Origin of the sequence: Microbacterium ginsengiterrae (assembly GCF_014205075.1) — a bacterium.
GTDB classification, from domain to species: domain Bacteria; phylum Actinomycetota; class Actinomycetes; order Actinomycetales; family Microbacteriaceae; genus Microbacterium; species Microbacterium ginsengiterrae.
Genome location: NZ_JACHMU010000001.1, coordinates 1,741,149 through 1,764,561, shown reverse-complemented (window position 1 = coordinate 1,764,561; position 23,413 = coordinate 1,741,149). Strand labels below are relative to the sequence as shown.

General features: G+C 68.6%; 28 protein-coding genes, 1 tRNA gene and 1 pseudogene. 10 read left to right on the top strand and 20 right to left on the bottom strand.

Features of this window, described 5'->3' with window-relative positions; genetic code table 11:
- Positions 1 to 31: 31 nt before the first annotated feature.
- The gene (locus HD600_RS08790; RefSeq protein ID WP_338402193.1) at positions 32 to 928 is read left to right on the top strand and encodes an SMP-30/gluconolactonase/LRE family protein; all 897 of its coding nucleotides are present in this window, start codon (positions 32 to 34) and stop codon (positions 926 to 928) included.
- Between the two features lie 17 nt (positions 929 to 945).
- Here the strand turns inward: HD600_RS08790 and HD600_RS08785 are convergent, their stop codons facing one another.
- Positions 946 to 1,830, bottom strand: a complete 885-nt coding sequence (locus HD600_RS08785) for an alpha/beta fold hydrolase (protein ID WP_184283048.1) — start codon at positions 1,828 to 1,830, stop codon at positions 946 to 948.
- A gap of 94 nt (positions 1,831 to 1,924) precedes the next feature.
- On the opposite strand from HD600_RS08785, the gene HD600_RS08780 reads away from it, so the two are divergent.
- Complete coding sequence (locus HD600_RS08780; protein ID WP_184283046.1) at positions 1,925 to 2,398, top strand: MarR family winged helix-turn-helix transcriptional regulator; 474 nt, start codon at positions 1,925 to 1,927, stop codon at positions 2,396 to 2,398.
- A 25-nt stretch (positions 2,399 to 2,423) separates the two neighbouring features.
- On the opposite strand, the gene HD600_RS08775 is transcribed toward HD600_RS08780, so the two are convergent.
- The 6 genes from HD600_RS08775 to HD600_RS08750 all read right to left on the bottom strand — a co-directional run bounded on the left by HD600_RS08775 (position 2,424) and on the right by HD600_RS08750 (position 6,270).
- Positions 2,424 to 3,038 (bottom strand): HAD family hydrolase, encoded by a 615-nt coding sequence (locus tag HD600_RS08775; protein ID WP_206705713.1) that lies wholly within the window; start codon positions 3,036 to 3,038, stop codon positions 2,424 to 2,426.
- A gap of 26 nt (positions 3,039 to 3,064) precedes the next feature.
- Positions 3,065 to 3,469, bottom strand: a complete 405-nt coding sequence (locus HD600_RS08770; protein ID WP_184283044.1) for a hypothetical protein — start codon at positions 3,467 to 3,469, stop codon at positions 3,065 to 3,067.
- 108 nt (positions 3,470 to 3,577) lie between these two features.
- Entirely contained in the window at positions 3,578 to 4,216 is a 639-nt protein-coding gene (locus tag HD600_RS08765; RefSeq protein ID WP_184283042.1) for an ABC-2 transporter permease, read from the bottom strand.
- Entirely contained in the window at positions 4,213 to 5,061 is an 849-nt protein-coding gene (locus tag HD600_RS08760) for an ABC transporter ATP-binding protein (RefSeq protein ID WP_184283040.1), read from the bottom strand. The genes HD600_RS08765 and HD600_RS08760 overlap by 4 nt, the downstream gene beginning before the upstream one ends.
- Positions 5,054 to 5,437 (bottom strand): GntR family transcriptional regulator, encoded by a 384-nt coding sequence (locus HD600_RS08755; protein ID WP_184283038.1) that lies wholly within the window; start codon positions 5,435 to 5,437, stop codon positions 5,054 to 5,056. Before HD600_RS08755 ends, HD600_RS08760 begins: the two co-directional genes overlap by 8 nt.
- An 80-nt stretch (positions 5,438 to 5,517) precedes the next feature.
- Positions 5,518 to 6,270 (bottom strand): phosphotransferase, encoded by a 753-nt coding sequence (locus tag HD600_RS08750; RefSeq protein ID WP_184283036.1) that lies wholly within the window; start codon positions 6,268 to 6,270, stop codon positions 5,518 to 5,520.
- A gap of 43 nt (positions 6,271 to 6,313) precedes the next feature.
- Here HD600_RS08750 and HD600_RS08745 point away from each other — a divergent pair, with 43 nt between their 5' ends.
- Positions 6,314 to 6,763, top strand: coding sequence for an NUDIX domain-containing protein (locus tag HD600_RS08745; RefSeq protein WP_206705712.1), 450 nt, complete (start codon positions 6,314 to 6,316; stop codon positions 6,761 to 6,763).
- A gap of 110 nt (positions 6,764 to 6,873) precedes the next feature.
- Here HD600_RS08745 and HD600_RS08740 read toward each other — a convergent pair whose 3' ends face one another.
- Entirely contained in the window at positions 6,874 to 7,281 is a 408-nt protein-coding gene (locus HD600_RS08740; protein ID WP_184283032.1) for a Rid family hydrolase, read from the bottom strand.
- Between the two features lie 67 nt (positions 7,282 to 7,348).
- The gene (locus tag HD600_RS08735; RefSeq protein WP_184283030.1) at positions 7,349 to 7,801 is read right to left on the bottom strand and encodes an AAA family ATPase; all 453 of its coding nucleotides are present in this window, start codon (positions 7,799 to 7,801) and stop codon (positions 7,349 to 7,351) included.
- 63 nt (positions 7,802 to 7,864) lie between these two features.
- Here HD600_RS08735 and HD600_RS08730 point away from each other — a divergent pair, with 63 nt between their 5' ends.
- Both HD600_RS08730 and HD600_RS08725 read left to right on the top strand, forming a co-directional pair.
- A complete protein-coding gene (locus HD600_RS08730; RefSeq protein WP_184283028.1) occupies positions 7,865 to 8,671 on the top strand; it encodes a class I SAM-dependent methyltransferase in 807 nt (268 codons plus the stop codon).
- 94 nt (positions 8,672 to 8,765) lie between these two features.
- On the top strand, positions 8,766 to 9,146 hold the full coding sequence (locus tag HD600_RS08725) for a hypothetical protein (RefSeq protein WP_184283026.1): 381 nt from the start codon (positions 8,766 to 8,768) through the stop codon (positions 9,144 to 9,146).
- Positions 9,147 to 9,179: 33 nt separating this feature from the next.
- Here HD600_RS08725 and HD600_RS08720 read toward each other — a convergent pair whose 3' ends face one another.
- Positions 9,180 to 9,590 carry a hypothetical protein gene (locus tag HD600_RS08720; protein ID WP_184283025.1) on the bottom strand — a complete coding sequence of 137 codons (411 nt, stop codon included), beginning with the start codon at positions 9,588 to 9,590 and terminating at the stop codon, positions 9,180 to 9,182.
- A gap of 80 nt (positions 9,591 to 9,670) precedes the next feature.
- On the opposite strand from HD600_RS08720, the gene HD600_RS08715 reads away from it, so the two are divergent.
- The gene (locus HD600_RS08715) at positions 9,671 to 10,657 is read left to right on the top strand and encodes an arsenic resistance protein (RefSeq protein ID WP_184283023.1); all 987 of its coding nucleotides are present in this window, start codon (positions 9,671 to 9,673) and stop codon (positions 10,655 to 10,657) included.
- A 1-nt stretch (position 10,658) separates the two neighbouring features.
- Here HD600_RS08715 and HD600_RS15050 read toward each other — a convergent pair whose 3' ends face one another.
- A complete protein-coding gene (locus HD600_RS15050) occupies positions 10,659 to 11,063 on the bottom strand; it encodes an alpha/beta hydrolase fold domain-containing protein (RefSeq protein ID WP_206705711.1) in 405 nt (134 codons plus the stop codon).
- 13 nt (positions 11,064 to 11,076) lie between these two features.
- Positions 11,077 to 11,496 (bottom strand): annotated as a pseudogene (locus tag HD600_RS15255) (alpha/beta hydrolase); the annotation flags it as partial.
- A 398-nt stretch (positions 11,497 to 11,894) separates the two neighbouring features.
- Between HD600_RS15255 and HD600_RS08705 the strand changes: the two are divergent.
- From HD600_RS08705 to hrpB, 3 genes are all read left to right on the top strand, one after another.
- Complete coding sequence (locus tag HD600_RS08705) at positions 11,895 to 12,323, top strand: MarR family winged helix-turn-helix transcriptional regulator (RefSeq protein ID WP_184283021.1); 429 nt, start codon at positions 11,895 to 11,897, stop codon at positions 12,321 to 12,323.
- Between the two features lie 91 nt (positions 12,324 to 12,414).
- Complete coding sequence (locus HD600_RS08700) at positions 12,415 to 14,049, top strand: SPFH domain-containing protein (protein WP_184283019.1); 1,635 nt, start codon at positions 12,415 to 12,417, stop codon at positions 14,047 to 14,049.
- Positions 14,050 to 14,153: 104 nt separating this feature from the next.
- Positions 14,154 to 16,718: an ATP-dependent helicase HrpB gene (gene hrpB / locus HD600_RS08695; protein ID WP_184283017.1), complete on the top strand. Its 2,565-nt coding sequence runs from the start codon at positions 14,154 to 14,156 to the stop codon at positions 16,716 to 16,718.
- Between the two features lie 42 nt (positions 16,719 to 16,760).
- Here hrpB and HD600_RS08690 read toward each other — a convergent pair whose 3' ends face one another.
- The 3 genes from HD600_RS08690 to HD600_RS08680 form a co-directional block, all read right to left on the bottom strand.
- The gene (locus tag HD600_RS08690; protein ID WP_184283015.1) at positions 16,761 to 18,257 is read right to left on the bottom strand and encodes an L-serine ammonia-lyase, iron-sulfur-dependent, subunit alpha; all 1,497 of its coding nucleotides are present in this window, start codon (positions 18,255 to 18,257) and stop codon (positions 16,761 to 16,763) included.
- A 67-nt stretch (positions 18,258 to 18,324) separates the two neighbouring features.
- Positions 18,325 to 18,397, bottom strand: a tRNA-Arg gene (locus HD600_RS08685).
- 73 nt (positions 18,398 to 18,470) lie between these two features.
- Complete coding sequence (locus tag HD600_RS08680; RefSeq protein ID WP_144794741.1) at positions 18,471 to 19,031, bottom strand: asparagine synthase; 561 nt, start codon at positions 19,029 to 19,031, stop codon at positions 18,471 to 18,473.
- Positions 19,032 to 19,160: 129 nt separating this feature from the next.
- Between HD600_RS08680 and HD600_RS08675 the strand changes: the two genes are divergently transcribed.
- Positions 19,161 to 19,997, top strand: a complete 837-nt coding sequence (locus HD600_RS08675) for an SDR family NAD(P)-dependent oxidoreductase (RefSeq protein WP_184283013.1) — start codon at positions 19,161 to 19,163, stop codon at positions 19,995 to 19,997.
- Positions 19,998 to 19,999: 2 nt separating this feature from the next.
- On the opposite strand, the gene HD600_RS08670 is transcribed toward HD600_RS08675, so the two are convergent.
- Genes HD600_RS08670 through HD600_RS08650 form a run of 5 tightly spaced genes read right to left on the bottom strand, consistent with a single transcriptional unit; the run spans position 20,000 to position 23,377 of the window.
- Positions 20,000 to 20,704, bottom strand: a complete 705-nt coding sequence (locus tag HD600_RS08670; RefSeq protein ID WP_184283011.1) for a GntR family transcriptional regulator — start codon at positions 20,702 to 20,704, stop codon at positions 20,000 to 20,002.
- 27 nt (positions 20,705 to 20,731) lie between these two features.
- Positions 20,732 to 21,373, bottom strand: a complete 642-nt coding sequence (locus tag HD600_RS08665; RefSeq protein ID WP_184283009.1) for an NADPH-dependent F420 reductase — start codon at positions 21,371 to 21,373, stop codon at positions 20,732 to 20,734.
- A 35-nt stretch (positions 21,374 to 21,408) separates the two neighbouring features.
- Positions 21,409 to 21,852, bottom strand: a complete 444-nt coding sequence (gene sufU, locus HD600_RS08660) for a Fe-S cluster assembly sulfur transfer protein SufU (RefSeq protein ID WP_184283007.1) — start codon at positions 21,850 to 21,852, stop codon at positions 21,409 to 21,411.
- Positions 21,849 to 23,144: a cysteine desulfurase gene (locus HD600_RS08655; protein ID WP_184283005.1), complete on the bottom strand. Its 1,296-nt coding sequence runs from the start codon at positions 23,142 to 23,144 to the stop codon at positions 21,849 to 21,851. The genes sufU and HD600_RS08655 overlap by 4 nt, the downstream gene beginning before the upstream one ends.
- Positions 23,145 to 23,191: 47 nt before the next feature.
- Positions 23,192 to 23,377, bottom strand: coding sequence for a hypothetical protein (locus tag HD600_RS08650; RefSeq protein ID WP_184284880.1), 186 nt, complete (start codon positions 23,375 to 23,377; stop codon positions 23,192 to 23,194).
- Positions 23,378 to 23,413 lie beyond the last annotated feature (36 nt).

Here is a 23,413-nt window from a genome sequence, read left to right as displayed (position 1 = left end):
TGACGCGCGGCCGCGGCACTAATCTGTTGGCGTGAGCCGAGAACAGCACCCCCTTCTGGCGCCCGGAACGTCCCTCGAGAGACTCGCCACGGGAGCGACATGGAGCGAGGGCCCATTGTGGATGCCGGACGAGCGCGCGGTGCGCTGGAGCGACATCCCCGGTGACCGGATCCTGCGGTGGGATGCCGCGACAGGGGAGGTGAGCGTCCATCGCGACCAGGTGGAGTTCACCAACGGGCGGATGCTCGACAGCGACGGCAGCGTCGTGCAGTGCTCGCACGGACACCGACGACTGGAGCGCGAGGCGTCCGACGGCACTGTGACCGAAATCATCTCCCGTTGGGGAGAGTACCGTCTGAACTCCCCGAACGACGTCGCGCTCGCGCCCGACGGCTCCTACTGGTTCACGGATCCGCACTACGGGATCGTGCAGCCTCGAGAGGGACACCCCGGCATCCGCGAGTACGGCGACTGCCGCGTCTTCCGCTGGTCAGCCGAAGACGGACTGACTGCGGTCATCGACGACATCGACCAGCCCAACGGGATCGCCTTCTCCCCCGACGGCGGCACGGTCTACGTCACCGACACCGCCGTCGCACTCGGCGACGGACCGGGTCACTGGATCCGCGCGTTCGACGTCGACGGCGCCACTGCTCGACGGGGCCGTCTGTTCGCGACGATCGAGGTCGGGGTGCCCGACGGCATCGCCGTCGACGTCGAGGGACGCGTCTGGTCCTCCGCGGGTGACGGCGTGCACGTGTTCGAACCCGACGGCGCCGAAGTGCTCTTCGTCCCCGTGTCGGAGGTCGTGGCCAACGTCACCTTCGGCGGCGACGACGGTTCCGACCTCTTCATCGCCGCCACCACGAGCCTGTATCGCGTGCGAACGACGACGCGAGCAGCGACCTTCTCGGACTCTCAGCGCTGAGGCCGCCGGAGCGGAGATCAGAGCCCCGCGGCATCCAGGAATTCCAGGATCGCGGCGGCAAGCTCATCGGGAGCCTCCAGAGCGACGTAGTGGCCGACGCCGTCCAGGATCGTCGAGGCGACCTCGCCCGAGACGATGCCCTCCACCGTCGCCGCTGTGAACGGGCCGCCGAATCCACCCACCGCCAGCGCGGGGACAGCCAGCGCCGAGCGCTGCGCCATGGCACGGAACTCTTCTCCTTCGCTGAGGATGGAGCGGTAGATCCCGGCGGCGCCGTTCCAGCCACCCTGCCGAGCGAATCCACGCGCGAATTCGGTCACGTCCGCGTCCGTGATCGATCCGGGCACCGCGGTCATGGACGGGAACGCCCAGTGCCCGAGGATCTCGGCCTCGCGACCGGCGAACAGCATGTTTCCGATGCCGGGGGCGGCCAGTGCGCCGATGTGCCAGGAGCCGCCGTTCGTGATGTCCGCGAAGGCCTCGAGTCCGAATCCGGCGAGCCCCATCTCGACAGCGACGATGGCAGCCACATCCTCCGGGTGGGTCATCGCGAGTCGGTAGAGGGCTCCGCCGGCGATGTCCTGCCCCAGCACCGTGAACGCCCCGAGGTCCAGGTGCCGGATCAGGGCGTGAAGGTCGTCGGCGGCGACTGCGCTGCTGTGATCCTCCGCGGCGACCGACGAGTCGCCGAACCCGCGCAGGTCGACGGCGAAGACGCGGTGATCGTGTGCGAGGAGCGGGATCACCCGGTGGAAGGCCCACCACGACTCCGGGAAGCCGTGGACGAGAAGGATGGGCGATCCGTCGCGACCCGCCGAGACGTAGTGCAGCTCGCCCCCGTCCACCGCGATGCGATGGTGGGAGACCTCGGCGATCGTGCGCCCGATGGGAGGGATGTTCATCTGTGCACTCCTGCTCATATAGACAACCTAGTTGACTAATAATCGCAGAAGACAAGACGGTTGTCCATCCTTCGAGTCGCCGTAGGATCGGAACATGGAGGCGACACCAGGGGCGCGATTGGCATCACTGCTCGACCAGACCTTCCGCGCGATGGTCGCGCACGCTGTCGAGGAGCTCGGTCGCCGCGGGCACCCTGGAGTGACCGCCACGCTCGAGTTCGCGCTCGTCGAGATCCGGGCCGGTGCGACCGACGCATCTGCGCTCGGCAGGGCGCTGGGAGTCTCCAAGCAGGCCGCAGCCAAGACGATCGCGACGCTGGAGCACCTCGGATACGTGCGACGCGAAGCACACCCCACCGACGCGCGACGGCGACACGTCGCGGTGACCGCACGCGGCGAGGAGATGACCGCGATCGGCGCAGCGGCGTTCGATGACCTGCGCCGACGATGGATCGACTCGCTCGGCTCCGCCGATGCCGAACGTGCCGAGGCTGCCCTTCAGGTCCTTCTGGAGCAGAGCCGCGAGGACGCAATCGCGCGCGCCCAGGGCAGCTCGACAGCGACCTGACCGCGGGCGGTATCCCTCCCCGAGATCATTCCGCGAGGAAACTCTCGATCGCCGCGATCGTCACGGCGTTGTCGCGATGCAGGACCGTTCGGAGCCCGCAGGCCTCTGCCCCGCGGATCGGCCCCTCGTTGTCGTCGATGAAGAGGACGTCCTGCGCAGATGCACCCATCCGCTCCAACGCGCTCAGGTAGGCGCCGGGGTCGGGCTTGGCCACTCCCTGCTCGTGGCTGTAACAGATCGGATCGAAGATCGACGCAAGCCCGAAGCGACGCTCCTCCTCCTCACGCGCACCGTCGCCGGAGTTCGACAGGATGGCCAGGCCGGCGCGCCCGCGCAGTGACCGCGCATGGTCGAGGAGCTCCTGATTCGCTTCACCGCAGTACGCGTCCCACATCTGGGATCGCATCTCCTCGACGTCAGCGGTATCGATTCCCAGTGCCGCGCCGAACCCGCGCCAGTACTCCTCGGCCACCCCGGACCGGAGCGTCGTGTCGGGGAGGTCCGCCGCGTGCAGACACCGGCGCAGTTCGTCGACGCTGAGGCCGAGGCGTGCACCCCAGCGTTCCTCCAGCTCCCCGGGCCAGCGATGATCGTCGACCATCTCGATCACGCCACCGATGTCATAGAGGATCCATCTCATCCCGTTCCCCCAAACAGGGTCGGCGCTCATTGCGCGTAGACGTTCTCGGAGATCATGGTCGCTCCATCCGGGGCAGGGGCGCCATCGGCGACGACACCGAACGCGCCGGCTGCTCCGCTGAAGCGCGTCGACCCGTCGCCGCATCCGACGCGCCACTCGTCCGAATCCAGAACGACGATGAGGCACTTCATGTCCGCTTCCGATCCCTCCGCGATCCACAGCGCGAAGCCGTCGTGTTCCCCGACGTATCGGCTCGACGACTCATCAACACCTTCATAGGGATTGTCGGGCAGCAGCGGCAGTTCATCGGCCGGTCGCCGGTCTCGCTGCAGGTCGGAATACGTCTCGAGATCGCTGGCACAGCCGCTCAACGCGAGCGCTGCGGCGAGAGGAACGGCGGCGGCCGCGGCGACACGGCGTGAGAAACGCATGCCCACGATCCTCACCGATCGGCGCCGGATGCGCCACCCGTCCGTCGAGGCAGCCCAACCGCGCGCCCCCGTCGGCACCATCCTCTGCGAGCGGCGGCGAACGCCGCCTCAGCGCAGCTCTCGCCTCACATAGAGACGTACGGCGACGGCGGTGCCGATGATGATTCCCAGCAGACCGACGCCGACGCAGATCCCCGCGCCGAGCCCGAGAGGGATCGACGCGAGCGCCTTCGTGTCGAGGAGACCGGTGGCCTGCGCGAGCCAGGCCGCCCCCGCGATGAGGACGGTGGGTGCGTAGACGACGAGGCGGCCACGGGAGTATCCGACGCGGAACAGCACCGGCAGCTGGACGCCGACGGACACCCCGACGATCGCGAACGCAGCCGCGTATCCGAGCACGAGCCCGTCACCGGTGATCGTGGCGCCTCGGGCGGCGGCGGTGATGAGCGTGGTGACGGTGGCGATGATCATCGCGATGATGCCGTAGAGGAGGATGGATGCCGTTCGCCCCAGCACGACCGCACGGCGCGAGATCGGGAGGACGCCGTAGAGCCTGTCGAGGCGGTCGCGCTCGTCACCGAGGAATGGCGCCGAGAGCATCAGCGAGGTGACGAAGGCGGCGGTGACGATCGCCATGCCGGGGACGGGAAGCACGACGCCGACCACGATGATGAAGGCGAAGGGGACCAGCGTCGCGCGTCGAGGGAACCACGACAGCACATCGAAGCGGGTGAATGCGAAGCTCATACTCGTGCCTCCTCGTGTGCGGCGGCCAGGTGGATGATGATGTCATCGATGGTCGCTTCATCGATGACGACGTCCGGCCCGAAGGCCGCGGAGTCCTCGGTACGGATCAGCGCAGACCATTGCGCGCCGGAGTACTGCGGGCCGAAGGTGCCATCGGGCACCTCGCCGGTGCCCCGCGCCATGGCGAAGTCGTCCTTGGCATCGGGAAGGATGCCGCGGTGCGCGACCCGACCGCCGACCAGCACGATGAGCTGATCGGCCAGGTCGTCCAGGTCTGTGGTGATGTGCGTCGAGAAGAGCACGGCGTGCTGCGGGTCCACCATGAACTGCCGGATGACATCGCCGATGTCGCGGCGGGATCGCGGATCGAGGCCGCTGGACGGCTCGTCGAGGATGAGCAACTCGGGCCGCTGTGCAAGGGCGGCGGCAAGCGAGAGCTTGACCCCCTGACCGCGCGAGAGTTCGTCCACCCGCTGATCGCGGGGCACACCGAACTGGTCGACGAGTTCGAGGAAGCGATCCTCATCCCAGTTCGGATAGAACGGGCCGAGCCGCCGGCCGAGAGAATGCACCCGCCAGTCGCCGGCGGCGGTGGGCTGGTCAAGGACGACGCCGATCTTGGACAGCGCCGCGCTGGACCCGGCCGGTTGACCGAGGACCTCGATGCGGCCGGCATCCGGATGCACCAAGCCGAGCAGAGAGCGGATGACGGTGGTCTTTCCCGCTCCGTTCGGACCGACCAGGCCCACCACCTGACCACGGGGGATCACGAACGAGACCTCACTGACCTCGAAGTTCGGTCGGGTGACACGCAGATCGGCGATCCGCGCCATGTCGTCAGTCATCGGGGTCACTCCTCCATGCCTCGTCGAGGCGTCGGTGTATGTCGTCGATGTCGATGCGCGCGTGACGGGCGGCGAGCCGGAGTTCGATCAGCGCCGCATCGACGCGCTTCTCGAGGGCTTCCGCGGCGATCACAGGATCGACGTCCTGCACGACGAATCCACGCCCATGCTCGTTGTGGACCAGCCCTTCCGCCACGAGATCGTTGTACGCGCGTGTGACGGTGATGACGCTCACTCGCAGGTCTGCTGCGAGCTGTCGCAACGAGGGCAGCGAGCTGCCGGCCGAGGCTTGGCCGGACAGGATCGCCGCGCGCACCTGCGTCTTGATCTGCTCATAGATCGGCACAGATGCGCTCGTCGAGATCACCACACGCATACGTTCTCCTTCTGTATATAAACACCATAACAGTTGGATGCGAATGCGTCACACGGAAAGGGCCGAGCACGCTCCGGGCTTCAGGCCTCCGGCGTGAGCGCGGCCGCCCAGACGGCGCGGTGTGAGGTCACATAGCGAACCACGTTCTGCCAGTACTCCCCGTGCCCAGCCACGAACATGCTCGCCCAGGGCTCGATCCCCGCCTCATGAGACGAGCGCAGCAACGCATACATCGCCTCTGTACGCTCGACCAGCGCCGACGGCAGTTGAGCCCGCATGGTCGCGTCCGCGCCGTAGCCCGCGACGAACGCCGCAAGGTCTCGCGCCGATTCTTCGGTCGTCCGCGCGGGATCGGACAGCGTGAAGGCCTGGGCCGCGTAGGCGACGTCCCACAGGCGGGTGCTGGGAGCGGCGGCATCCCAATCGATGAACACCCAACGTTCGCCGATGATGAGGTTCCACGGGGCGAGGTCGTTGTGGCAGATGAGCTCGTCGCCCGGTGCGGGGATCGCCGTCTCCCAGACGTCGTCCGCATGGCAGGCGAAGCGCGCGCTCGCGTCATGGATGCTCCGCACCATCGCCCCCACGCGGCGGAGGTCGGATGCCGACAGACGAGGGCCGTCCATCGCAAGTCGTCCGGGAACGAACTCCAGGACCTGTCGCCCCGCGTCATCCCGCCCGAAGAGGGTGGGCGCGTCGATCCCCTTCGTGCGGAGAGCGGCGACGAATCGGGACACACTGGGTGTCGACCGAGCCCAGGGCTTGCGCACCGTGTCTCCGACTCGGACGACCGCACCGGATGCATTGCCTCCGGCCAGGATCTCTTCCCGCATGGGGGAAGAGTATCGGACGCGTTCGTCAGAGAGGATGGGTCGCATGCCCATTGATCGTTCCTACATCCGAGTGAAGGCCATGCTCATCGCTCCGAGCACCGACGGCCTCCGTCATCTCGTCAGTGTCAACGCGCCATCCGAGGAGAATCCCGTCGGCTTCCACCGGCTGATCGGTGGGAGCGTCGAGCTGGGCGAGACGCACCAGGAAGCGATCGTCCGCGAGGTGGACGAAGAACTGGGCGCGCGAATCGTCGACCTCAGGCACCTCGGAGTGGTGGAGAACATCTTCCGCTACAACGGCGAACTCGGCCATGAGATCGTCGCGCTGTACTCCGGAACATTGGACCCCGCGCCTGCCGATGAGGGAGGCACGTTGGTCGAGTCGGACGGTTCTGTGGTGCCGGTGGTCTGGCGCCCGTTCGAGGACGAAGGCATGGCGACGCCGCTCTACCCGACGAACGCGAACGACTGGATCCGCCGGGTGAGGACGTAGCCCGTTCATCCGTGGTTCTACGATCCAGCGAACTGGAGCGAGCCGGCGTCCCCGGCGGATGACCAGGGCTGTCTGCGCTCCCGATCATCCCTGCTGGAAGACTCGGCCCCTCAGTCCGTCACGGCGGCGACCGCTTCGATCTCCACCAGTTGATCGTCGTATCCGAGGACGGTGACGCCCATCAGCGTGCTGGGCACATCGTGATCACCGAACGCATCGCGGACGACGTCCCATGCTGCGACCAGGTCTGGCTGTCGCGCCGATGCCACCAGAACTCGCGTGCTAATGACGTCGCGCAGGTCGGCACCCGCGTCGGCGAGAGCGACGCGCATGTTCTCGATGCACTTCGCAGCCTGTGCAGCGAAGTCCCCGACACCGACCGTCGTTCCGTCGTGATTCAACGGGCATGACCCCGCGAGGAAGATCAGCCGCGCCTCGGCCGGCGCCGTCGCCGCGTAGGCATATTCCGCGACGTCGGACAGGGACGACGACCGGATGAGAGTCACTGCTTTGGGCACTGTGCACCTCCGTCATTGGCAGGTCGGCCCCACCCTCTCATGTCGCGCCGCCTGTCGGGTCAGTGAGCTACCGACGATCATCGCCCCGCAGCGATTCGAGTGCATCCGCGATCTGCTCTACGGGCAAGCATCCATCCAGCACCACTGATGCGCCCGCTCGAAGGAGCGGTTCGACCTCGGCGACGTAGGTGCGTATCTCGCGTTGCTGTTCGACAGAGCGACCGTACGGGTTCGCTCGTGAGGCGACTCGTGCGATGAGCACCTCAACTGGCGCACTCAGCAGGACCATGTGGTCGAACCGATCGTAGAAGCGCCGCTGATTCTCGGCGGTCCCGGACACGAAGACATGGCTCGTCGATGCCAGCAGCGCAGACATACGGCTCTCATTCCATGGACCACCGTGACCATCAGTCCATCCGTCGTAGTCGGTGTCGACCGTGAGATGGCCACGCCCGGCGAGCTCAGCGAGAACGGTCGACTTCCCAGCTCCGGACATCCCCGTGATGAGCACTCTCGCCATGTCGCAACGTTAGCTGCACCGCCCCGACCGGATGCCACGCGGCCAGGTGGCTACCATTCACGCATGGACCAAGCGGAGCGGGACCAGTGGATTCAGGACTATTACGCCAGGCGGTTCGCCGAGTCGGATCGCCTCACGACTCGCTCCGCCAATGGACAGATCGAGTTCCTCCGCGTGCAGCAACTCGTGTCCTCGCGACTTCGGGAAAGCAGCCGTGTGCTCGATGTCGGTGGTGCGACCGGAGTTCACGCCCGGTGGCTCGCCGCGGACGGGCACTCCGTCACGCTGATCGATCCTGTGCCCGAACAGGTGGCGGCCGCTGCGACCCACATCCCTGACGCTCGCGCACTCGTCGGCGATGCACGCGACCTGCAGGTGGAAGACGGCTCAGTCGACGCCGTACTCCTGCTGGGCCCGCTCTACCACCTTCAGGACAGGGCCGACCGTCGTCGCGCCTGGCGCGAGGCATACCGGGTTCTCGTCCCGGGCGGGCTCGTGTTCGGCGCGGGGATCTCTCGCGCCGCCGCAGCGCTGAAGATCGTTCTCGCACGTTCCTTCCACGACCTCCCGGCGAACGCGCTCCTGGCTCTCCTCGAAGACGGCACAGATGTGAGGGCCATTCCGACCGAGGGGTTCCCGGGCGGCCACCATCATTCGGCGGCAGAGCTCACCGATGAGGCCGTCGCCGCCGGATTCACGGGCGTGACCACGGTGGGTATCGAGGGACCCGCAGGACTCGGCTTGGAGATGCTGCCGCCGGAAGATTCCCTCGTCTCAGCGGGGCTCACGATCGCGGATGCTGCGACTGCTGCTCCGCCCATCGCGGACCTCTCGCCGCATCTGCTTGCCATCGGCACCAGGCCGACGTGACGCGCGACGCGGCCTCGGCCGCCGCCTCCCCCGAACCGCCCAGTGCCGAGCGGAGCGCTGGGACCCAAGACCCTTCCTTGTTACCGCAGCTCGCATGCGCGCGACCCTCACAGCGGACGATGACGCAGCGATGAGCCGTTCCGTTCGGCTTCGGCCGATCGCCATAATGGCGCTGGGCACCATTGTCTTGCCACTCGCGATCGTGGCGATGTTCAACAGTTACGGACCGCTGACGGAAGAGGGTGCGATCCGTATGGCCTTCGCGAGCGTCGCCGGCCAGGTCGTGGCGATTCTCAGCGGCATCGTGGCGGTCGGCATCGCCGTACAGCGGCGTTACAGTATCCCGCGCATCGCGATCCTGGGCACGCTTACACTCGTCATCGTCGCCGTCGCGGTCGGGGTGTGCACGTCGGCCGGCGATCTCCTGCTGTCTCGCCTCGACCTGATCGCCGAAACCGATCTGCTCAACCAGTGATCAGACCGCGTTCGCGGCTGCAGAACGCCCGATCTATTCGAGGACGAGCGCGACGCTCTCCGGCCGGTCTTCGTACCTGATCTCCACGGTGACAGGGTGGTCGGTGATCTCGTCCGGCAGTTCGAACTCGTGGGTGATCGGGGCCATGTCGGCGGTGCACGGATCGTTCGGCGAGGGCGCGAACGTCACCGCGAGGCGGTTCATCGCCTCCGGCGAGAGGATCGTGGGAACAGGGGGACAACTGCCGCTCCCCCACGTGACGGTCGCGAAGGTCTCGCCTTCCTCGAGCCAGGTCACCGCTGGACCACTGAGCGGATCGGCATCAAGACCCGCCGGGACGCCGGACCTCGTCGCATAGGCAACGCTGGCGGGGGTCGCGCTGCAACCGGCCAACACGCAGACGGCGAGCGCGACGCCGATCGAGCTGATTCGCCATCTCTTCACGGGGCCATTGTCCCTGAACCCCGCGCGGGTCGCTTCTCCGCTGTCACAGACCGCGGACGCCGACACGAGAAGATGGGAACATGCGCGTCGGCGTCGAGTGGATGGAGCGGCACCAGGTCCCGCTCTATGTCGGCGCGCTCGCGCTCAGCGCCGCGGTGGGGCTGCTGATACCGGCGGTCGCACATCCGGCGGAGGTGGCGATCACTCCCGCGCTCGGCCTGCTGCTCTACGTGACGTTCCTCGGCGTGCCCTTCGGCAAGATCGGGCACGCGTTCCGCGACTGGCGGTTCCTGTCCACCGTTCTCGTCGTGAACTTCGCCCTCGTCCCGATCGTGGTGTTCCTGCTGTCGCGGTTGGTCGCCCACGACCAGGTGCTCCTCGTCGGGGTGCTGTTCGTACTGCTGACCCCCTGCGTGGACTACGTGATCGTGTTCACCGGCATCGCCGGCGGCGCGAGGGAGCGGCTGCTGGCGGCCGCTCCGCTGCTCATGCTCGCGCAGATGCTCCTGTTGCCGCTCTACATGTGGATCTTCGTCGGCGATGGATTCGTGCGGACGATCGACCTTTCCCCCTTCGTCGAGGCGTTCCTCCTGTTGATCGCGCTTCCGCTCGTCGCCGCCGCACTGACTCAGCTCATCGCTGCCCGCACTCGATGGGGCGCGGCGGTGCAGCACGCGGCGCTGGGCGCGATGGTGCCGCTGATGATGCTCACCCTCGCGGCGGTCGTCGCCTCCCAGATCGCCGGCATCGGCCGCCGTCTCGATGCGCTTCTGCTCGCGGTCCCCGTCTTCGTCCTCTTCGCCGCGGTGATGGTCGCTGTCGGAACCGCCGCGGGAAAGGTCGCAAAGCTCGACGTTCCTGCACGCAGAGCGGTCGTGTTCAGCGGCGCGACCCGCAACTCCCTCGTCGTCCTGCCCCTCGTCCTCGCGCTCCCGCCCGCGTACGGTCTCGCCGCACTCGTGGTGGTGACGCAGACCCTCGTCGAGCTGCTCACGATGGTGATCTTCATCCGCCTCATCCCGCGGCTGATCCCGGCGCGATCTTTCACGACCACAACCCCGGACTGATTCAGCGCAACAGGGTTCCGAAACGTTCGAACGCGCGATCTGTGGCCCGCGCCGCGGCGGGCGAGATGTGTGTGAGCCCGAAGAAGCCATGAACGAGCCCACATTCCTGGTGATGCTGAACCGGAACACCGGCGCGGCGCAACTTCTCGGCAAGCAGTTCGCCCTCATCGCGCAACGGGTCGTGCTCCGCAGTGATGAGCACGACCGGCGGGAGGCCGTCGGCCGTCGCGTGAAGAGGGCTGTTCTGCGGATGAGCGCGGTCCCTGGGCGCCGGTACCCATTGCTCGATGAACCATGCAAGGTCCGGTTCGTCGAGACCCCAGCCCTGGCCTTTCTCCGAGATGCTCGGTTGGCTCAGCGTCATATCCGCGTTCGGGTACCCGAGAAACAGGGCCGACGGCAACATGGATTCCTCGACCTAGTCGCACCGCTGCCAGCATCGCGATCGCGCCTCCGGCGCTGTCTCCGGCCAATGCGATGCCATTCCGCAACGAGGCTCCCAACTCCGGCAGATGCTCAATTGCCCAGCGGAACGCGCCGACGGCATCTTCGACAGCCGCGGGGCTGGGGTGTTCCGGCGCGCGTCGGTAGTCGACGGCCATGACCGATACATCCCCCGTGGACGCCAAGCGCCGGCACACAGCATCGTGAGTGTCCAGGTCACCGATGACGAATCCGCCGCCGTGCAGATAGATCACCAACGGTCTGTCATCAAGGGATGGCCGATACAACCGCAGCCTCAACCCCGAATGGGTGCGAACGTCCCGAACGACGGGCAGCTCCGGGCCGGCAGGCCGCGACCTGGCCCGCGCTTCGGCTCGGCGGCGCAGGGCGTACACGCCGACGTCCGCACACGACGGCCCTGGATCTGCGCGGATGCCGGCGAGCCACCGTTCGAGTTCAGCGTCTGCGATCACCGGAGATGCGTCCTGCGAGGACGTCAGCTTTGATGTCCGCAGGGGCGATGATGTCTTATCCGGATCGACCACCCGTGGATTCTATTCTCTGAGCGGGATGCCGCGATGAGCGGTCGCCGACAGCGATCGGCGGTTGGGTCCTCAGGAAACCGTGACAAAACCGTTGCATTCGTTACCTCGCCGTTATACAGTGATCGCACGGTGAATGTTTGCTGTGGCATCCACCGCATGTGATTGCAGGACACTCTTGGTGCAAGGGACAAGGGCCGGTCGGGAGCCTCTCCGACCGGCCCTTCACCGTTCCGTTAGTCTTGGTTCTCATGACAGACCGGAAGCTCGCGCTCGAAGCGTGGGAGGGCCTGTTCCGCGCCCAGCACGAACTCCTCGCGGCGATGAGTGCCGACTTCGAGGACACTCCGATCACCCAGGCGGAATACGACGTGCTCCTCACCGTCACCCGCGGCCCGAACATGACCGCCCGTCTCCGCGACGTCACGACCCACATGCTCATCAGCCAGCCGAGCGTTTCCCGACTCGTCGACCGGATGGTCTCCCGCGGCCTGATCACCAAGACCGGAGACCCGGAGGACGGGCGCGGTTCCGTGCTCACGGCGACGGATGCCGGGGCCCACGCCTTCCGCGAGGTGGCCACCGTGCACAGCCACTCGATCATCGGCCACATGTCGGCGCTCGACGACGACGAGCTGCGCACGCTGCGCCGCCTCACGCAGAAGCTCCGCGACCACTGACAGCAGAACTCCCCATTGCCCTCGCGCGACTGTCTGGCATAGTCGAACGCGAATGTCTCCGCGACGTCCGCGGTGACAGGGAGGGGAAGTCATGGAGATCGCCGGACTCGTCGGCATTCTGATACTCGTCGGCATCGGCGTCGTCATCCTGATCGTCGTCGGCCTGATCGTGCTGCTTTTCGCGCGCAGCTGGATCAAGGTCGCTCGGGCGGATGAGGCGCTGGTCATCTCGGGTCGGAAGCAGAAGATCCAACGGGCCATCCTGGCCGCCGACGGTACGAGCAGTTCCGAGAGCGTCGACTCCCCCGTCACCGTGATCGTCAACGGCAAGTCGCTGGTCAACCCGATCACGCAGCGCCACGAGATCATCTCGCTGCGCTCACGCCAGGTGTCGCTCAACGCCGAAGCGCAGTCGCTCGACAGCGTCACGCTCAACGTCGACGGCGTCGCGATCGTGAAGATCGGCTCCGACCCGCTGTACGTCCGTCGTGCCGCCGAGCGCTTCGCGTCGCAGGACAAGGCCATCGAGCAGTTCACCACCGAGCAGCTGGAAGGTGCACTCCGCGGCATCGTCGCCACGCTCTCGGTCGTCGAACTCATGCGCGAACGCAAGAAGTTCTCCGACCAGATCGCCGCCGACGTCTCGCAGGAGCTCGCCGAGCAGGGCCTGATCCTCGACTCGTTCCAGATCAAGGGAATCACCGACAAGGTCGGCTACATCCAGTCGCTCGGTGCCCCCGAGATCCAGTCGAAGCGCCAGGCAGCGGAGATCTCGCAGACCAACGCCGACCGCGCGATCAACCAGAAGAACATCGCCAACCAGGAAGCCAACCTGATCGAGCAGACCGCGCTCGACACGAACACCGCCAACGCGAACGCCGGCATCGGTCGTGCCCGCGCAGAGGCCGAGCAGGCGGAGTACCTCGCACGCGCCCAGGCCGAGCAGGCCGTCCTCCAGCAGCAGGCAGAGAACCGGCAGGCCCAGCTGGATGCCGACGTCAAGCGCGTCGCGGACGCCCAGCGGTACGAGGCCGAGACTCGCGCTCAGGCCGAGCTCTACACGCGCGAGCGGGCCGCAGAGGCCGCCGCGATCGAGCAGGTCAAGCAGGCCGAGGCGCGCACGAAGATCGCCGAGCAGCAGGCCGAGGCCGACCGCGCACGTGCCGCCGGTGAGGCCGCCGCAGCAGAGGCGAAGGCATCCGGTGAGGCGAACGCCCTCCGTGCTCTCGCCGACGCAGAAGCCGAGGCACGCCGCCTCCGCGCGAACGCCGAGGCCGATGCCATCCGCGCAGAGGGTGAAGCGCGCGCCGCGGCGACCGAAGCCGAGGCCAAGGCCATCGCCTCCAACCAGGAGGCCTTCCTGTCGCAGCGTGTGCTCGACGTGCTCCCCACGATCATGGGCGAGTTCGCGAAGGGCTACGCCACGATCGGATCCGTGTCGATCATCGGCGGCTCCGGCGAGGACGGCGCGTCCGGCGTCGTCGGCGCCGACAGCGCGAAGGCGCTGAAGTCCGTGTTCGACAGCGTGAGCTCGGCGACCGGGCTCGACCTCGCCGCCATCATCCAGGGTCAGGCCGTCGGCCAGGGCATCGGTGCGGGCATCGCGAAGACGCAGGCGTCGGCCGCAGCGCCGGCGACGGCATCCGCTCCGAAGCGGTCCCGCGCGACAGCGGCGGATTCCGGCACCGGGTCCTCCGCCGACGAACCAGCAGAATCCGCAGAGTGATCTGAGGCGGCGCCGCCCGTTCGTGTCCCGCGTGTTGCGGGGGCCCACGAGCGGGAGGCGCCGCTTCTGCATCCCCACCCATCGGAACGCGCGAAGATGGAGGGGTGCAGAGATCTCCGTTCGACGTCGAGGCGCTCGGCACCGGTCTCGCCTTCGCCGCCGCGCTCGGCGACCTGGACGCCGCACTCGCGGACAGCACGACCGCCGTCATCAGCGCGCCGCCCGGCACCGGGAAGACGACCCTCGTCCCCGCCGTGGTCGCGAACCGGTCCGAGGGACGCGTCATCGTCACCCAACCCCGCCGCGTGGCCGCCCGCGCCGCGGCCCGGCGACTCTCCGAGCTCGACGGTTCGCCCCTCGGCACCCGCGTCGGCTTCACCGTCCGCGGCGAGCGCCAGGTGGCCACGGACACCCGCATCGAGTTCGTCACCGCCGGAGTACTGCTGCGGCGGATGCTCTCGGATCCCGGCCTCGAGGGGACGGCCGCTGTCATCATCGATGAGGTGCACGAGCGGGCGATCGAGACCGACCTGCTGATCGGCCTGCTCGGCGAAGCCCGGCAGCTGCGGGACGACCTCGCCGTCATCGCGATGTCGGCGACACTCGACGCCGACCGTGTCGCCCACGTCCTCGGCACGGACGCCGCACCCGCCCCGGTGGTCACCCAGACCGTGCCCGCCCATCCGCTCAAGGAGCGCTGGATGCCGAGCTCCGCTCCTCGGCTCGACGGACGCGGTGTCACCCGGGGCTTCCTCGACCATGTCGCCGACGTCGCGGTCTCCAGTGGGCGAGAACTCTTCCGCACCGACCGCACCGCCGACGCCCTCGTCTTCGCGCCGGGCGCACGCGAGGTGTCCGAGATCGCCCGTCGTCTCCACGAGAAGGCGGGCGACATCGACGTCCGCGAGCTCCACGGGCAGATGCCCGCTGCCGAACAGGATGCCGTGATCCGCGGACGCCGTGCCGATCAGCCGCCGCGCATCATCGTCACGACCTCACTGGCGGAGTCCTCTCTCACCGTTCCCGGCGTCCGGCTCGTCGTCGACACCTGCCTCTCTCGCCAGCCGCAGCGCGACGCCGCTCGCGGCATGAGCGGCCTCGTCACCGTGCCGACCTCGCGCTCCTCCGCCGTCCAACGAGCGGGGCGCGCCACGCGACAGGGCCCGGGCACAGTCGTGCGCTGCGTCGACGAACGGACGTACGCCGCAGCACCGGCCAGGCCGGCGCCCGAGATCGCGACCACCGACCTCACCGACGCCGCCCTCTTGCTCGCCTGCTGGGGCACACCGGGCGGGGCAGGGCTGCGCCTGCTCGACCCTCTGCCCGCCGACAGCCTGCGCGACGCCGTGACCGTGCTGCGCGGACTCGGCGCCATCGACGACGACGGACGCGCGACCGACGCGGGGCGCGAGCTCGCGCGCATCCCCACGGATCCGCGGCTCGCCCGTGCCCTCCGCGACGGAAGCCGGATCGTGGGCGAGCAGCTCGCCGCCGAGGTCGTCGCGCTCCTCGGCGGAGACGCCCGTGTGGCCGACGGCGACGTCGCGGCCGCTGTCTCAGCGCTGCGGCACCGGCGCGACCCCGAGGCCCGCCGGTGGACGCGCGAGGTCTCGCGGCTCCGGAGGTTCACGCCAGCAGGCGTGCCCCACCGAGAGAGCCCGGCAGCGGATGCGGTCGGACTCGTCATCGCCCTCGCCTTTCCCGACCGCATCGGGCGACGCGTCGATCGCTCGTCGCACGGGGCGACGTTCCTGCTCGCGTCCGGTACCCGCGCCGGGGTCACCGGCGCACTCGCCGACGCCGAGTGGCTGGCCATCGCCGACGTCGCACGCGCCCAGGGGCGAGCCGCGGCGGGCACCGGCGCCGTGATCCGCGCCGCCGCCGTCATCGACGAAGACGACGTCGAGCGCGCGGCCGGCCATCTCCTGACGGATCGTGTCGAGGCCGAGTTCGTCGACGGCCGTGTCACGGCTCGCCGCGAACGGCGGATCGGCGCGATCCTGCGCTCCTCGGCGCCGGTCAAGGCCGGCACGGACGGAAGCGGTCACGACGCCGTCCGGCGGGCGATCGAGCGCAACGGCCTCGACGTCTTCCGCTGGTCGGATGCCGCCACGCACCTGCGCCGACGGTTGGCGCTGCTGCACCGCGAGATCGGTGACCCGTGGCCGGACGTGTCGGACAAGGCCCTGCTCAGTGACCTCGAGTCCTGGCTCGGCCCCGAGCTCACCACCCTCGCCGGCGGCACACCCGCATCGCGGATCGACCTGGCACCGGCGCTCAGGCGACTCCTGCCGTGGCCCGCGGCCACGGACTTCGACGCTCTCGCACCGGAACGGCTGACCGTACCCAGCGGATCGAACGTGCGCATCACCTACCCTCCGTCGGACGACCCCACCGCGCGACCCGTGGTGGCCGTCAAGCTGCAGGAGTGCTTCGGATGGGCCGAGACACCCCGTGTGGCGAACGGGCGGGTGCCTGTCCTGTTCCACCTGCTCTCCCCGGCCGGTCGGCCCCTGGCCGTCACCGACGATCTTGCGTCGTTCTGGTCGGGCCCGTATGCCCAGGTGCGCGCCGAGATGCGCGGGCGGTACCCGAAGCACCCCTGGCCGGAGGACCCGTGGCAGGCGGTCCCGACCCGGCACACGAAGAACCGCGCCGCGCGGGGGTGAGGGTGGTCAGCGCGTGCGGCGGCGCGACGCGCACCGCGCCCCTCAGCATTCGATGACGTTGACGGCGAGCCCGCCTTCGCTCGTCTCCTTGTACTTCGTCGACATGTCGAGCCCGGTCTGCCGCATCGTCTCGACGACCGCATCCAGTGAGACGTAGTGCTGCCCGTCCCCACGCAGGGCGAGTCGTGCGGCGGTCACCGCGGTGGACGCTGCGATCGCGTTGCGCTCGATGCACGGGATCTGCACGAGGCCACCGATGGGGTCGCAGGTGAGACCGAGATGGTGCTCCATCGCGATCTCCGCCGCGTTCTCGATCTGCCGGTTGGTGCCACCCATGACGGCGGTGAGGCCGCCGGCGGCCATGGCGCATGCCGAGCCCACCTCGGCCTGGCAGCCGCCTTCCGCGCCGGAGATGGACGCATTGGCTTTGAACAGAGACCCGAGCGCCGTCGCGGTGAGGAGGAATCGACGGATGCCGCGGCGACGATTCGCCTCGACGACGAGCTCTTCACTCGCCGGATCGTGCGCCTCCGCGCTGGCGGCATCGCCGTGGAAACCGAGCAGGGCGCTGCCGACGAGTTCACCGTACGGCGTGACGGCGTTGCCGGACCCGAGTCCGGACCCGGCGAGGAACCGCCACCAGTACATCGCGACGGCGGGCAGGATTCCGGCGGCGCCGTTCGTGGGCGCGGTCACGACGCGGCCGCCCGCCGCGTTCTCCTCGTTGACCGCGAGAGCGAACGCGCCCAGCCATTCCCCGGGGATCTCTCTCGCCCCCTCAGCCTCGATGGCCTGGAGCTGCTCCCGGATGGCGCCGGCCCGACGCTTGACCTTCAGGATGCCGGGGAGGACACCGTCGGCGTGCAGGCCGGCGTCCACGCATCCGGCCATCGCGTCCCAGATCGCGTCGAGACCGGATGCGACCTCCTCCTCCGACCGCAATGCCATCTCGTTCTCGCGCGCGACGTCGGCGATCGTGATCCCGCGTTCGTCGCACAGCGCCAGCAGCGAGGCGGCATCCGTGTAGTCGAGCGGAAAACCGCCGGCGGCGATCCGGGCGCTCTCACCCTCGCGCCGGATGAACCCGCCGCCGATGGAGTAGTACGTCTGCTCCGCGAGCACCTCACCGTCGGCAGCATGGACGCGGAGAGTCATGGCATTCGGATGCCCCGGCAACCGGGTACGGGGCGCGAACTCGATGTCGGCCTTCCGGAACGGCACCGTGTGCGCGCCGGCGATGATCAGTCCTGCCCCCTCGGGGAAGTCCGCCCAGGCCGCGCGCACGTGGGCCGGTTCGCACGTCTCCGGTTCCCGTCCTCGGAGTCCGGCGACGACCGCATCCGGGGTACCGTGGCCGATCCCCGTGGCCCCGAGAGACCCGTACAGGACGCAGCTGACCCTCGCCACCTCGGGGAGACGCGGATCTGCGCGCAGGCGCCGCGCGAAGTCGAGCGCCGCCCGCATCGGTCCAACCGTGTGGGAGCTCGACGGCCCCACACCGATGGAGAACAGGTCGAAGGCCGAGACGTACGCAGTCACTCCCCCAGGCTACGCCGGGAAATGAGAAGAACCCCGCCGCTTCCGCGACGGGGTTCTTCAGGCACTGTGCGCCACAAGGGACTCGAACCCCTAACCTTCTGATCCGTAGTCAGATGCTCTATCCATTGAGCTAGTGGCGCATTTCCCGGCCTGTTTCAACGAAACGGGCCTCAGCAAGAATACATGACGGAGGACAGGAACGCGAAACGAGGCTCAGGATGCACCCTTGGCCTTGCGCCGGGCCCGCTGCTGCGACGACAGCGCCTGCAGATCCACCAGCCGCAGCGCCTGCATCCGCGCCTCGCGCATCGTCGCGTAATCGGGGTCCTGATCGGGCCTCATGCCCTCGACGACCAGTCTGCGATCGAGGTTTCCGCGCACGTCGGCCCATGCGGCCTCCCGCGCCTGCTCGACGAGCGCACCGAGCTTCTCCTCGTCCTGCGCCATCGCCGTCAGCCGCTCGGCGACCCCGGCGGACTGCTTGGCGCGGCGACGGAGGTTGCGCACGTCCCGGTCGCGATAGTCATGCGTGCCGGCCGGATCGGAGTAGCGCCCGCGCGCGCGCTTGCGCAGTCGCGTCGCCGTCTCTGCCGCCTGCTCGGACTCTGCGGCCATGGCCAGGAGCGCCTCTCTGGCATCCGCGAGATAGCGGTCGGCATCGAACACCCCACCGCCGGCGATGGTGCCGACCAGGATCCTGTTCTTCACGTCGAGGCGCGCGGCGGCAGTGGCGATGGCGACGCCTTCGGCAATCGCATCAGCTGTTCTTCCCACTGCGACCTCCTCCTGATCTGATCGTATCGTCCACGTCTGACGCCCGTGTCGGTCAGAATGGAAGTCGACAGGTTCTCCACCTGCGACGAAGCGACCGGTGCGGCCCGAACCGCTCCGCGAGGAGGATGGATGCGACGGCTCACCCTTGCCGGGAACACCACCGTGATCACCGGTGCCGCGAGCGGCATGGGAGCGGAAGTCGCCAGGCAGCTCTCCGCCTCCGGCGCGCGGCTCGCCCTCATCGACCACAACGCCGAGGGCCTCACCGCCTTGGCAGAGCAGTTGGGCGAGGGTGTCACCACACACATCGTGGACCTCCGCGATGACGATGCGGTCTTCGCCGCCGCGGCGGACATCGTCGCGGCGCACCCGCGCATCAACGCGCTGATCACGTGCGCCGGCTCCTCGATGCTCGGCACGCTGGAGCAGCTCACCATGGAGGAGATGCGCTGGCTGATCGACGTGAATCTGTGGGGCACGGTCTCCATCACGAAGGCGCTCCTGCCTGTCATGCGTCGTCAGCCCGCCGCGCACATCACGCACCTCGCCAGCGTGTACGCCCTCGCCGCCCCTGCCGGGCGCATCCCGTATTCCATGAGCAAGTTCGCCGTCCGCGCGTTCTCCGAGTCCCTGCGCCACGAGCTGGAGGACTCCTCCGTGACCGTGGGTGCGGTCTACCCTGCGGGCGTGCGGACCGGGATCATCCTGCACGGCCGCTACGCGGCATCCATCGACCCGTCCGTCGCCGCCAGGGCCGCATCCGCCCAAGCGGCGATGTACCACACGGAGCCGTCCGACGCGGCGGCACGCATCGTCCGCGCGACCGTCCGCCGACGCGCGCGCACCATGGTCGGACGCGAGGCACGGCTCATCGATGTGCTCGTCCGCTTCTCCCCCTCGCGCTACTGGCGTGTGATGCGCGGTCCTTTGCGTCAGGCGGTCGACACGACCACTCCGACGGTCTGACGTCAGTCGCCGACGGCGACGTCCTCATCTCCGTCGTCGGTCCGAGGGTCGGCCGAACGGCGCGACATCCGCTCGAGGAAGCGCCGCTCGGTGGCCTCGCGGCCGGCTTCCAGGTGCGCCTCCACCAACTGTCGCACCTCTGGCGCCTCTCTTGAGGCGATGGCGTCGAACAGCTCGCGGTGCGAGGCGGCCATCGCGCCAGCATCCTCGTATGTCCCGAAGATCCACCGCAGACGTGTCACGAACGTCTCCGTCAGCTCGGCGAGCACATCGTTGCCCGCGAGGACGACCATGTACTGGTGGAACGCGGCAGCTGCGGAGCGCGCGGCGAGGACGTCGCCCTCGCGGGCCGCCGCCTCCTCGCGTTCGACGATCTCGTGCAGGTGCGTCAGCGTCTCGTCGTCGTGCCGCTCAGCGGCGAGGACGAACAGCGCGGTCTCGAGCATGAGGCGCACCTCCGAGAAGTTGCGCACGTCCTCGAGGGTGTACTCGCGCACCACGGCCCACTTCCTCGGCCGGGTCACGACGACGCCCTCCGAGACGAGCATGCGAATCGCCTCGCGCACGGGAAGACGGGATACCTGCAACTCGGCGGCGATGTCGCGCTCGACGAGCTTCGTGCCCGGCGCTCGACGTCCGAGCACGATGTCTTCTCGCAGGATTCGCGCGACGCGCGCCGACTCCAGTTCCCCTTCTGTTGCCCCCATGGGCACAGTCTGGCACTGATCAGGCGTTTAAGGCAGGCGATTTGCGACGGCGAGATTCTCCTCGAGTTCCTGGGCATTCTGACGCCGCACGTACGCCGGACGATCGCGCTCGACGCGCCAGGACTCGCTGAGCGGGCCGACGTCGACGGTGTCGAAACCGATCTCGTCGTAGAACGCCGTCACGAACGCGGCCGCCTCGCTGAAGTCGCTGGAGGTCGCCAGCGCTCGGCGGTTCGGGGTGCCGGCGGGGGTGCCGTCCGTGGTGATGTCGCTCCACGTGATGTGGTTGAAGGCCTTGGCGACCTTCGAGGCCGGGAGATGCTCCTGCAGCAGCTGCGAGGTGGTCGTCTCACCCTTGTCGAGCGCCTCGATGTGACCGTCCCGTTCGAAGTAGTAGTTGTTCGTGTCGAGGACGATCTTGCCCGCAAGCGGCTCCACCGGCACCTTCGACAGCGCATGCAGCGGCACACTGACCACGACCACGTCTCCGGCGGCGCCCGCTTCCTCCGCCGTGGCGGCGCGCGCTCGAGGGCCCAGCTCCTCGACCAGGTCGCGCAGGGTCTCCGGGCCGCGGGAGTTCGCGATCACGACCTCGTGTCCGTGTGCCACGGCCGCTCGTGCGACCTGGCTGCCGATGTGTCCTGCGCCGATGATTCCGAAAGTCGTCATTCCAGGGACAACGCCTCGGGAGAGCGTGTATTCCGTCAGGTGAGCTTCCGCAGCGCATCCTCCGCGGCGACCCAGCCGAGCATCGCGCACTTGACCCTGGCGACGTAGCGCGAGACGCTGCCGAGCGCGGCGGCGTCACCGAGGAGTTCCTCGTCGGGCTCGATCTTCCCGCGGGAGCGCATCGCCTCGCGGAACACGTCGATGCGCTGCTGCACCTCGGGCACCGTCATGCCCTCGACGAGTTCGGCGAACAGTGAGGCGGAGGCCTGCGAGATGGCGCAGCCGTGCCCCTCCCACGCGATGGCCTCGATGGTCCCATCGGCGGCCGCGTGCACCTGAAGCGTGATCTCGTCGCCGCAGGTCGGGTTCAGCTGATGGGACTGGGCGGCGACCTCGTCGCGCAGCCCGAAGCCGTGCGGCGTGCGGGAGTGGTCGAGGATGAGCTCCTGGTAGAGGTTCTGCAGGTCGCTGGAAGTCATGAACGCACTCCGAAGAATTCGATGGTCGACCGCACGCCGTCGAGGAACGCGTCGACCTCGGCCTCGGTCGAATACAGGTAGGTGCTCGCCCTGGTGGAGGCCGTCACCCCGAGCCTTCGGTGCAGTGGTTGCGCGCAGTGGTGCCCGACACGGACGGCGATGCCGCGATCGTCGAGGAACTGGCCGACGTCGTGCGAATGGATGCCGGGGACGTCGAAGCTCGCCAGTCCCACGCGCGGCAACTCGATGCCCGCACCGAGGACGCGGACGCCGTCGATCGCCGCCAGCCCGTCGACGAGCCGCTGCCCGAGCACGGCCTCGTGCGCGGCGATGCGCGGCATCCCGACGGCGGAGAGGTAGTCGATCGCCGCGGCGAGCGCGACGGCCTGCGAGACCTTCTGGGTTCCTGCCTCGAAGCGCTGCGGCGGGGGCAGATACGCGGCCGAGGTCGTCGTGACCGTGGTGATCATCGATCCGCCGGTGAGGAACGGGGGCATGGCCGCCAGCAGTTCTCGGCGCCCGTACAGCGCGCCGATGCCCGTCGGACCGAGCATCTTGTGGCCGGACAGCACCGCGAAGTCCACGTCGAGGGCACGCACGTCCAGGGGAAGGTGCGGGGCCGACTGGCAGGCGTCGAGCAGGACGAGAGCGCCGACCTCACGTGCCGCGGCGACGATCGGCGCGAGAGGAGTGATGACGCCGAGGACGTTGGAGACGTGCGTGACGGCGACGATCTTCGTCCGCTCCGAGATCTGCATCTCGTCGAGGCGGAGCGCGCCGTCGTCGTCGAGCGGGATCACCCGCAGGGTCGCCCCGGTGCGGGCGGCGAGCTCCTGCCAGGGCATGAGGTTGGCGTGGTGCTCCATCTCGGTCGTGACGATCTCGTCGCCCTCACTCAGGCGGAATCGTTCCGCCTCGGGGCCGCCGCGGCCCACTGACGCGTTCGAGAATGCGTAGGCGACGAGGTTGATCGCCTCCGTGGCATTGGAGGTCCACACGATCTCGTCGTCATCGGCGCCGATGAACCGCGCCACGGTGCCTCGGGCGTCCTCGAAGACCTCCGTCGCCTCAGCGGCAAGGGTGTGCGCGCCCCGGTGCACGGCGGAGTTCAGCGTCGTGACGAAGTCGCGTTCGGCGTCGAGGACCGCAAGCGGGCGCTGCGATGTCGCGCCGGAATCCAGGTAGACGAGCGGATGCCCGTTGACCTCGGTCTGCAGGATCGGGAAGTCCGCCCTGATCCTCTGGACGTCAGCCTCGGTGAGAGGAGCATCGGTGATTGCCGGGGAGCTCATCCTTCAAGCTTCTCACCTGTCGGCGCTTCCCGGGCGGCGACAGGTGCTCAGGCGGGCGGGTCGTCGGGGTTCAGCGCCTTGAGCGCGTCCTCCTCCACCTCGTTGTCGGCGTCCAGCTGCTCCTCCGTTGCGCTGGACCCGCCGAGAGGCGTCCCGTCCGAGTCAGCGGTACGGTCAGCGGCGAAGTCGTCGGGTCGGGTTTCCTCAGCAGGGTCGGGTCGGTGGTCGTCCATACCCGCACGCTACGCCGGTTCACGCGCCTGCGCCAT

Coding starts and splice junctions, on each gene's coding strand:
- HD600_RS08785 (WP_184283048.1), bottom strand. CDS start 1,830: ATGAACATCCCTCCCATCGGGCGCACGATCGCCGAGGTCTCCCACCAT.
- HD600_RS08780 (WP_184283046.1), top strand. CDS start 1,925: ATGGAGGCGACACCAGGGGCGCGATTGGCATCACTGCTCGACCAGACC.
- HD600_RS08775 (WP_206705713.1), bottom strand. CDS start 3,038: ATGAGATGGATCCTCTATGACATCGGTGGCGTGATCGAGATGGTCGAC.
- HD600_RS08770 (WP_184283044.1), bottom strand. CDS start 3,469: ATGCGTTTCTCACGCCGTGTCGCCGCGGCCGCCGCCGTTCCTCTCGCC.
- HD600_RS08765 (WP_184283042.1), bottom strand. CDS start 4,216: ATGAGCTTCGCATTCACCCGCTTCGATGTGCTGTCGTGGTTCCCTCGA.
- HD600_RS08760 (WP_184283040.1), bottom strand. CDS start 5,061: ATGACTGACGACATGGCGCGGATCGCCGATCTGCGTGTCACCCGACCG.
- HD600_RS08755 (WP_184283038.1), bottom strand. CDS start 5,437: ATGCGTGTGGTGATCTCGACGAGCGCATCTGTGCCGATCTATGAGCAG.
- HD600_RS08750 (WP_184283036.1), bottom strand. CDS start 6,270: ATGCGGGAAGAGATCCTGGCCGGAGGCAATGCATCCGGTGCGGTCGTC.
- HD600_RS08745 (WP_206705712.1), top strand. CDS start 6,314: ATGCCCATTGATCGTTCCTACATCCGAGTGAAGGCCATGCTCATCGCT.
- HD600_RS08735 (WP_184283030.1), bottom strand. CDS start 7,801: ATGGCGAGAGTGCTCATCACGGGGATGTCCGGAGCTGGGAAGTCGACC.
- HD600_RS08730 (WP_184283028.1), top strand. CDS start 7,865: ATGGACCAAGCGGAGCGGGACCAGTGGATTCAGGACTATTACGCCAGG.
- HD600_RS08725 (WP_184283026.1), top strand. CDS start 8,766: ATGCGCGCGACCCTCACAGCGGACGATGACGCAGCGATGAGCCGTTCC.
- HD600_RS08715 (WP_184283023.1), top strand. CDS start 9,671: ATGCGCGTCGGCGTCGAGTGGATGGAGCGGCACCAGGTCCCGCTCTAT.
- HD600_RS15050 (WP_206705711.1), bottom strand. CDS start 11,063: ATGTTGCCGTCGGCCCTGTTTCTCGGGTACCCGAACGCGGATATGACG.
- HD600_RS08705 (WP_184283021.1), top strand. CDS start 11,895: ATGACAGACCGGAAGCTCGCGCTCGAAGCGTGGGAGGGCCTGTTCCGC.
- HD600_RS08700 (WP_184283019.1), top strand. CDS start 12,415: ATGGAGATCGCCGGACTCGTCGGCATTCTGATACTCGTCGGCATCGGC.
- HD600_RS08675 (WP_184283013.1), top strand. CDS start 19,161: ATGCGACGGCTCACCCTTGCCGGGAACACCACCGTGATCACCGGTGCC.
- HD600_RS08670 (WP_184283011.1), bottom strand. CDS start 20,704: ATGGGGGCAACAGAAGGGGAACTGGAGTCGGCGCGCGTCGCGCGAATC.
- HD600_RS08665 (WP_184283009.1), bottom strand. CDS start 21,373: ATGACGACTTTCGGAATCATCGGCGCAGGACACATCGGCAGCCAGGTC.
- sufU (WP_184283007.1), bottom strand. CDS start 21,852: ATGACTTCCAGCGACCTGCAGAACCTCTACCAGGAGCTCATCCTCGAC.
- HD600_RS08655 (WP_184283005.1), bottom strand. CDS start 23,144: ATGAGCTCCCCGGCAATCACCGATGCTCCTCTCACCGAGGCTGACGTC.
- HD600_RS08650 (WP_184284880.1), bottom strand. CDS start 23,377: ATGGACGACCACCGACCCGACCCTGCTGAGGAAACCCGACCCGACGAC.